Origin of the sequence: Brachyspira catarrhinii (assembly GCF_005518285.1) — a bacterium.
GTDB lineage: Bacteria > Spirochaetota > Brachyspiria > Brachyspirales > Brachyspiraceae > Brachyspira > Brachyspira catarrhinii.
This window is the reverse complement of record NZ_SJDU01000120.1, coordinates 1-6,283: the sequence shown is the minus strand read 5'-3', so window position 1 is coordinate 6,283 and position 6,283 is coordinate 1. Positions and strand designations below refer to the sequence as shown.

The 6,283-nt window shown below is 32.8% G+C and carries 6 protein-coding genes; 4 read left to right on the top strand and 2 right to left on the bottom strand.

The genetic code is table 11. The features are described 5' to 3' along the window. From EZH24_RS05905 to EZH24_RS05890, 4 genes are all read left to right on the top strand, one after another. Positions 1-834, top strand: an 834-nt coding sequence (locus EZH24_RS05905) for an HAD-IC family P-type ATPase (protein ID WP_137998215.1), incomplete at its 5' end; no start/stop codon positions are given. A 148-nt stretch (positions 835-982) separates the two neighbouring features. Beyond that, complete coding sequence (gene rny, locus EZH24_RS05900; protein ID WP_137998214.1) at positions 983-2,515, top strand: ribonuclease Y; 1,533 nt, start codon at positions 983-985, stop codon at positions 2,513-2,515. Between the two features lie 58 nt (positions 2,516-2,573). Beyond that, positions 2,574-3,395, top strand: a complete 822-nt coding sequence (locus EZH24_RS05895) for a TIGR00282 family metallophosphoesterase (protein WP_137998213.1) — start codon at positions 2,574-2,576, stop codon at positions 3,393-3,395. A gap of 31 nt (positions 3,396-3,426) precedes the next feature. Next, positions 3,427-4,497, top strand: a complete 1,071-nt coding sequence (locus EZH24_RS05890) for a mannose-1-phosphate guanylyltransferase (RefSeq protein WP_137998212.1) — start codon at positions 3,427-3,429, stop codon at positions 4,495-4,497. A 14-nt stretch (positions 4,498-4,511) separates the two neighbouring features. Here the strand turns inward: EZH24_RS05890 and EZH24_RS05885 are convergent, their stop codons facing one another. Beyond that, entirely contained in the window at positions 4,512-5,336 is an 825-nt protein-coding gene (locus EZH24_RS05885) for a hypothetical protein (protein ID WP_137998211.1), read from the bottom strand. A 2-nt stretch (positions 5,337-5,338) separates the two neighbouring features. Then, positions 5,339-6,283, bottom strand: a 945-nt coding sequence (locus EZH24_RS05880; RefSeq protein ID WP_419670454.1) for a hypothetical protein, incomplete at its 5' end; no start/stop codon positions are given.

Here is a 6,283-nt window from a genome sequence, read left to right as displayed (position 1 = left end):
AAAAAAAGAGGAGAAAATATAGAAGATAATTTAATTTCAAGCCATAAAGATATTAGCGGAAAAGGAGCTATGACTACGGTTGAAAATAAAAATATTATAATCGGCGGAAAAGAATTACTTAAACAAAATAATGTGGAAATTCCCGAAACCGTTAATAAAAATCTCAATGTTCATATAGCGATAGACGGAAAATATGCGGGCGGATTCTTTATTGACGACAGCGTAAAAGAAGATTCAAAAGAAGCTATAATTTCGCTTAATAAAATGAATATAAAAACGGGACTCATAAGCGGAGACAATGTAGACAGAGTCGAAAGTTTCGCTAAAGAAATGAATATATCGGTATTCAAAGGCGGATGTTTGCCTGACGATAAAGTTAGTTCTTTGGAAGAAATGATGAAAGATTCTAAAGCTTCAATATTTGTCGGAGACGGAATAAATGACGCTCCTTCTTTGGCGAGAGCGGATATTGGAATTGCGATGGGAGGATTAGGTTCGGATGCTGCAATCGAAAACGCCGATGTCGTTATAATGGACGATAAGCCTTCAAAAGTTGCAACCGTAATTAAACTTGCGAAAAAGAATCATATTGTTGTAGTCCAAAATATTTTGCTCGCTTTGGTTATAAAATTTGCGGCTATTACTTTGGGAGCTTTGGGACTTGCGACTATGTGGCTTGCGATATTTGCCGATACGGGAGTTACCGTTATTGTAGTTCTTAACGCTTTAAGGCTTTTATATCCGATAGGAGAGAAAGAGGATAATATTCCAGATTTGAAAGAAGATTGCGATATAAAGATAACTAATTGCGATTGCGGATGCCATAATCATTGAATTTTACTATAAAATTATTATTATGTTTTGTTAATTAATAATATTAGATATATATAAAAATATCAAAAAAATTTATAAAATATTATTGACTTTATATGAAATCTATTATATTATACATCATATAGAATAAAAGATAATGAGGTGAAAGATGCAAACTTTAATTATTGCTATCGCCTCTGTTGTAGTCGGTGTTGTTTTAGGATATATAATCCGCTTTGTAATTGCAAGAATGAACGCTAATTCTGCGGAAATAATGAAACATAAAATAATTCAAGAGGCAAAAGAAAAAGCCGAAAGCGAGAGAAAACATGCGATTTCTTCCGCTAATTCGGAAATACAAAAAGAGAGACATAAATTAGAGAATGAAACTAAAGAAAGAAGAGCCGAACTTCAAAAATTAGAAAACAGAGTGCTACAACGAGAGGCGAATATAGACAAAAAATCTCAATATTTGGAAGATAAAGAAAGGAATATTGAGAATAAAACTAAACAAATAAAAGAAAAAGAAGAAAAATTAGACAGAATAATCGAAGAAGAAAAAAAACAATTAGAAAAAATATCTGGTTTGTCGGTGGAAGAGGCAAAAGAAGTCCTTATAAGAGAAATCGAGGATGACGCCAAAAAAGCCGCAGCTAAAATAATCGACAATATAGAAAAAAACGCTATCGAAACGGGAGATAGAAAAGCTCGAGAGATAATCGTTCAAACCATTCAAAGACTTTCAAGCGATGTCACTCAAGAGACTTCCGTTACTTCCGTGTCTTTGCCGAGCGAGGAAATGAAAGGAAGAATAATCGGAAGAGAAGGCAGAAATATAAGAATGCTCGAAACTCTAACGGGAGTCGATATTATCATAGACGATACTCCAGAAGCCGTTGTAATTTCATGTTTTGACCCAGTGAGAAAACATATAGCCAAAGTTTCGTTGGAAAAATTGATTTTAGACGGAAGAATTCATCCCGCGAGAATCGAGGAAATAGTTACAAAGACAAAAAGAGAAGTGGAAGATTCTATTGTCCGAGCGGGAGAAGACGCCATTGCCGATTTGAATCTTACCGCTATGCATCATGAATTGGTTCGACATATGGGAAGACTTCAATATAGGACGAGTTATGGACAGAATATGCTTCTTCATAGTAAAGAGGTTGCGAATATTGCGGGAATGATAGCGGCGGAAATCGGAGCGGATGTGGAAATGGCAAAGAGAGGCGCGTTTTTGCATGATGTCGGAAAGGCTATAGAAATAGAAGGAGAAGGCTCGCATGCAATGTCTGGCGCGGATTTGGCTAAAAGATGCGGAGAAAAAGAAGAAGTTGTAAATTCTATAAGAGCGCATCATAACGATGTGGAAACTCAAACGGTAGAAGCGGTTATAGTTAAGGCGGCGGACGCAATAAGCGCTGCAAGACCAGGGGCGAGAATGGAATCTTTTGAAAATTATATTAAAAGACTCGATTCTTTAGAAAAAATCGCGGACAGTATGGAAGGAGTTGAAAAATCTTTCGCTATACAGGCGGGACGAGAACTTAGAGTTATGGCTAAAAGCGATATAGTTGACGATAATCAGGCGAAACAGATAGCTCGAGATATAGCTAAAAAGATAGAAGAAGAACTCAAATATCCCGGTATAATAAAAGTTACCGTTATAAGAGAGACGCGAGCGGTTGAAGTTGCAAGATAAATTTGCAAGATTAATAAATTTTTATATAATTTTATAAATATAAATAAAGGTTTTAAAAATGTCCGTAAAAAATATATTATGTCTCGGAGATATTATCGGCGTCACGGGGCGATATGCAATAAGAAGGCATTTGGAAGAGATAAAATTAGAGCATGAAATAGATTTTGTGATAGCGAACGGAGAAAATGCGGCAAACGGAATCGGAATTACGAGAGACACGGCGGCGGAATTGTTTAATTCGGGAGTAAATGTTCTAACTTCTGGAAATCATATTTGGAACAATAGAGATGTTTTCGCTTTAATCGGCTCGGAGAATAGACTTCTTCGTCCTTATAATTTTCCGAGCGAAGCGCCGGGACTCGGTTATTATATTTACGATATATTCGACTGCAAAATCGGAGTAATAAATCTTATGGGCAGAACTTTTATGGACGCTTTGGACTGCCCTTTTAAGAAATCGCATTTGGCTATTAAACATATCAAAGAAAAAACCAATATTATATTTATAGATTTTCATGCCGAAGCGACAGCGGAAAAAATAGCGTTTTCTTATTATTTGGAAGGACAAGTTAGCTGCATTTTCGGAACTCATACTCATGTTCAAACCGCGGACGAAAAAATATTAAATTCTTATACGGCTTATATTTCGGATATAGGAATGTGCGGAGGATATAATTCGGTTATAGGAATGAAAAAAGAAGCGGCTATTGCAAGATTCGTTTCAAAAATACCTCATAGATTCGAGGTTGACACCGATTCGCCTATGATTAACGGAATTATAGTGCAAGTAGATACCGATTCGGGAAGAGCGTTATCGATAAAGAGAATAAATACCGTTTATCATAATGACAAACTCGAAAGCGGTGAAAATAAAAAATAGTATATTATAAAGTATTTTAAGGGGGCTTGATATGAAAAAATCCGTTCTTATAATGGCGGGAGGAATAGGAGAGAGACTCTGGCCCTTAAGCCGCGAAAACAAACCCAAACAATTTTTGAAAATCGGAGATGATAAATCGCTAATAGAAAAAACTATTTTGAGAGCGTCAAAAATAACGGGCGAAGAAAATATATTTATAATAACGGGAATAAGATATAAAGAATCTTTCTATCAATATATACCGAATTTTAGAAAAGAAAATATAATATACGAACCTTTGGGACGCGACACGGCGGCGGCGGTTACTTTGGGAGCTTTAACCGTAAAAGAAAAAATCGGAAATTCTATTATAGTCATACTTCCCGCGGACCCGATTATAAAAGAAGAAGATTTATTTACAAAAACGGTAGAAGAAGCTATTGAAACCACTTCAAAAACTAAAAAAACCATTATAGTGGGAATCAAACCGAACAGAGCGGAAACGGGATACGGTTATATAAAATTGGCTGATAATATTAAAGATAACGAATATAATGTCGAAAGATTTGTTGAAAAACCGAATCTTGAAAACGCTAAAAAATTTTTGGAAGACGGAAATTATTTATGGAATGGAGGAATGTTTATTTGGGATATTGAAAGCGTCCTAAATGCCGTTAAATCTTTAATGCCCGACACTTACAATAAAGTTACGGAATCTTTTAATAATAGAAATGATTTTGAAAAGGCAAAAGAAATATTTTCAAAAATAGAAAAAATTTCTTTCGACATGGGAATAATGGAAAAATTAAAAGATATTATATGCATAAAAGCGGAATTTTTTTGGGACGATTTGGGAGCTTTTTCGGCGCTTGGAAGAATACATAAAAAAGATAGAGACAATAATGTCGTAATTGGAAATGTTTATACTAAAGAATCTAAAAATAATATAATAATAAACGATGATAACGATTTTATAACGGTTGACGGAATAAACAATTTAACCATAGTGAAATCTAACGGAGCGCTTTTGATATATTCCGATAATCAGGATTCAAAAATAAAAGAAATATTGAAAGATATAAGAGAGAAAGAAGAATTAAAAGAGAATAAAAAATATTTATAATCGTTTTTATTTAATCATTCTTTTTCTTTTAAAATCGTTTTCTTATATATTTTTTCTTTTACCGCTTTAATTTTTTCCAATTTCTTTTTATCTTCTTTTTCTTTTTGATTGTTTTCGATTAATTTGCCGTTGATTAAAACATTTTTCATTTCGATTTTATCGTTATAAATTATTTCCGCTGGTTTAAAATTTCCTTTAAATTCCACATTTTCAAATTTCATTTTCTTAAAAAATACGGCGTTTCTAAAATCAATATCTTTTTCAACGATTATATTTTGAAAAGTGAAATCGTCTCTAAAAACCGCGTTTAGAAAATTCAAATTATCTTTAAAATGAATATGATTAAATTCCAATTTTCCGTTTATATAAGAATTTGAAAAATCGGCTTTGCAATTAATTTTTGCGTTGTCGATAATTAGAGAATCTAAATTGCATAAAGATAAATTTAAATCCATCGATATATTTGAATTTTTTATTATTATTTCTTTTTTAATATCGGACAATGTTATAAATAATCCCGAATCAAAATTTGTATCCGTAAAATCGAAAGAAGCTTTTAAATCTCTATTTTTTATTTGAAAAGGTCCCGCAAAATAAGAATTCCTAAATATCATTTTGACGTCATTTTCAATTTTTAATTCTTCCAAACTAAATCCATCGTAGCTAATCATATAAGAAAAATTATAAAATCCTCTATATATGTCGTCTCTTATGACTTTTCTAAAAATATTCGAAGGTTTATTTTTCCCGTTATGATGAATAATGCATAGTCCGTCTTTATATTCTTCTCTGTCGCAATTTTGAGTATTGGAAATTTTTTGTTTGCAAATTTGAGGCATAATTAAAACATAAAACTTAATCCAAAATCATGCGAAATATTATTCTTATTAAAATTATCGAAAATTATCGCGTAATCTAATCTGAATAAATTCACATATAAGGATAAGCCTAAAGAAACTCCTTTATTTCCTACTCCGAGTCTTCCTAAAATTCCGCTCGGCAATTTTGTCGAATGTCTTTTTTGCATGTGGCTCGGTTCGTCCAAAACGCTTTCGGGCAAATCGTCATAATCTATATTTGAATCGAATAAACCTAATTTATTGAAGTCGATTATCATAGCTTCGAGTCCAAGCGATATTTTATGACTAACGGACGGAACCGAAATATCGTATTCCAAAGCGACAGCGAAACTCGAATCTTCTTTCGCATATGCAATAGAAGTTATTATATCCGTGTCTATCGCCGCAAATACTTTATCGTAAAAACCGAAATTTTTTATTCCGACTCCTATTTTCAAATCGGGATTGAATATCGAGCGCATATAAGACAAATCCAAAAATCCGCCGAATATATTATAATTGTCAAAATTGTTTATAACGGCTTTAATATTTCCTCCGATATAAGAAGTTTCATTTATCATATAAGCCGCTCCTATATTTATCAAATAATTTCCGCTTAATATATCGTTTTCTTTTTGACCAGAACTATTATAAGTTTTTATTTTATTCAATTCGGAAGCGAAACCGATTCCTATCGCGTAAATATTATCCGTGTGGGAATAGGAAAGGTTAAATAAATATTCGTCTTTAAAATTCGGAGTCAAAGTATAATTTAAATTAATCGAATCTCTGATTAAAGTCATTAAAGAAGAAGAATTGATAAATAACGCCGAAGAATCTTTTGAAATTAAAAAAGACGAGTTAATAAGTCCTCTGTCTCTTGCGCTTGACGAATTTAAAATCGATAGAGAATGTTTTGAGGAAATATTAGCCGAAAACAATGCGGA

Bases quoted from the DNA above. Each gene is read 5' to 3' on its own strand.
- rny (WP_137998214.1), top strand. From the start codon at position 983: ATGCAAACTTTAATTATTGCTATCGCCTCTGTTGTAGTCGGTGTTGTT.
- EZH24_RS05895 (WP_137998213.1), top strand. From the start codon at position 2,574: ATGTCCGTAAAAAATATATTATGTCTCGGAGATATTATCGGCGTCACG.
- EZH24_RS05890 (WP_137998212.1), top strand. From the start codon at position 3,427: ATGAAAAAATCCGTTCTTATAATGGCGGGAGGAATAGGAGAGAGACTC.
- EZH24_RS05885 (WP_137998211.1), bottom strand. From the start codon at position 5,336: ATGCCTCAAATTTGCAAACAAAAAATTTCCAATACTCAAAATTGCGAC.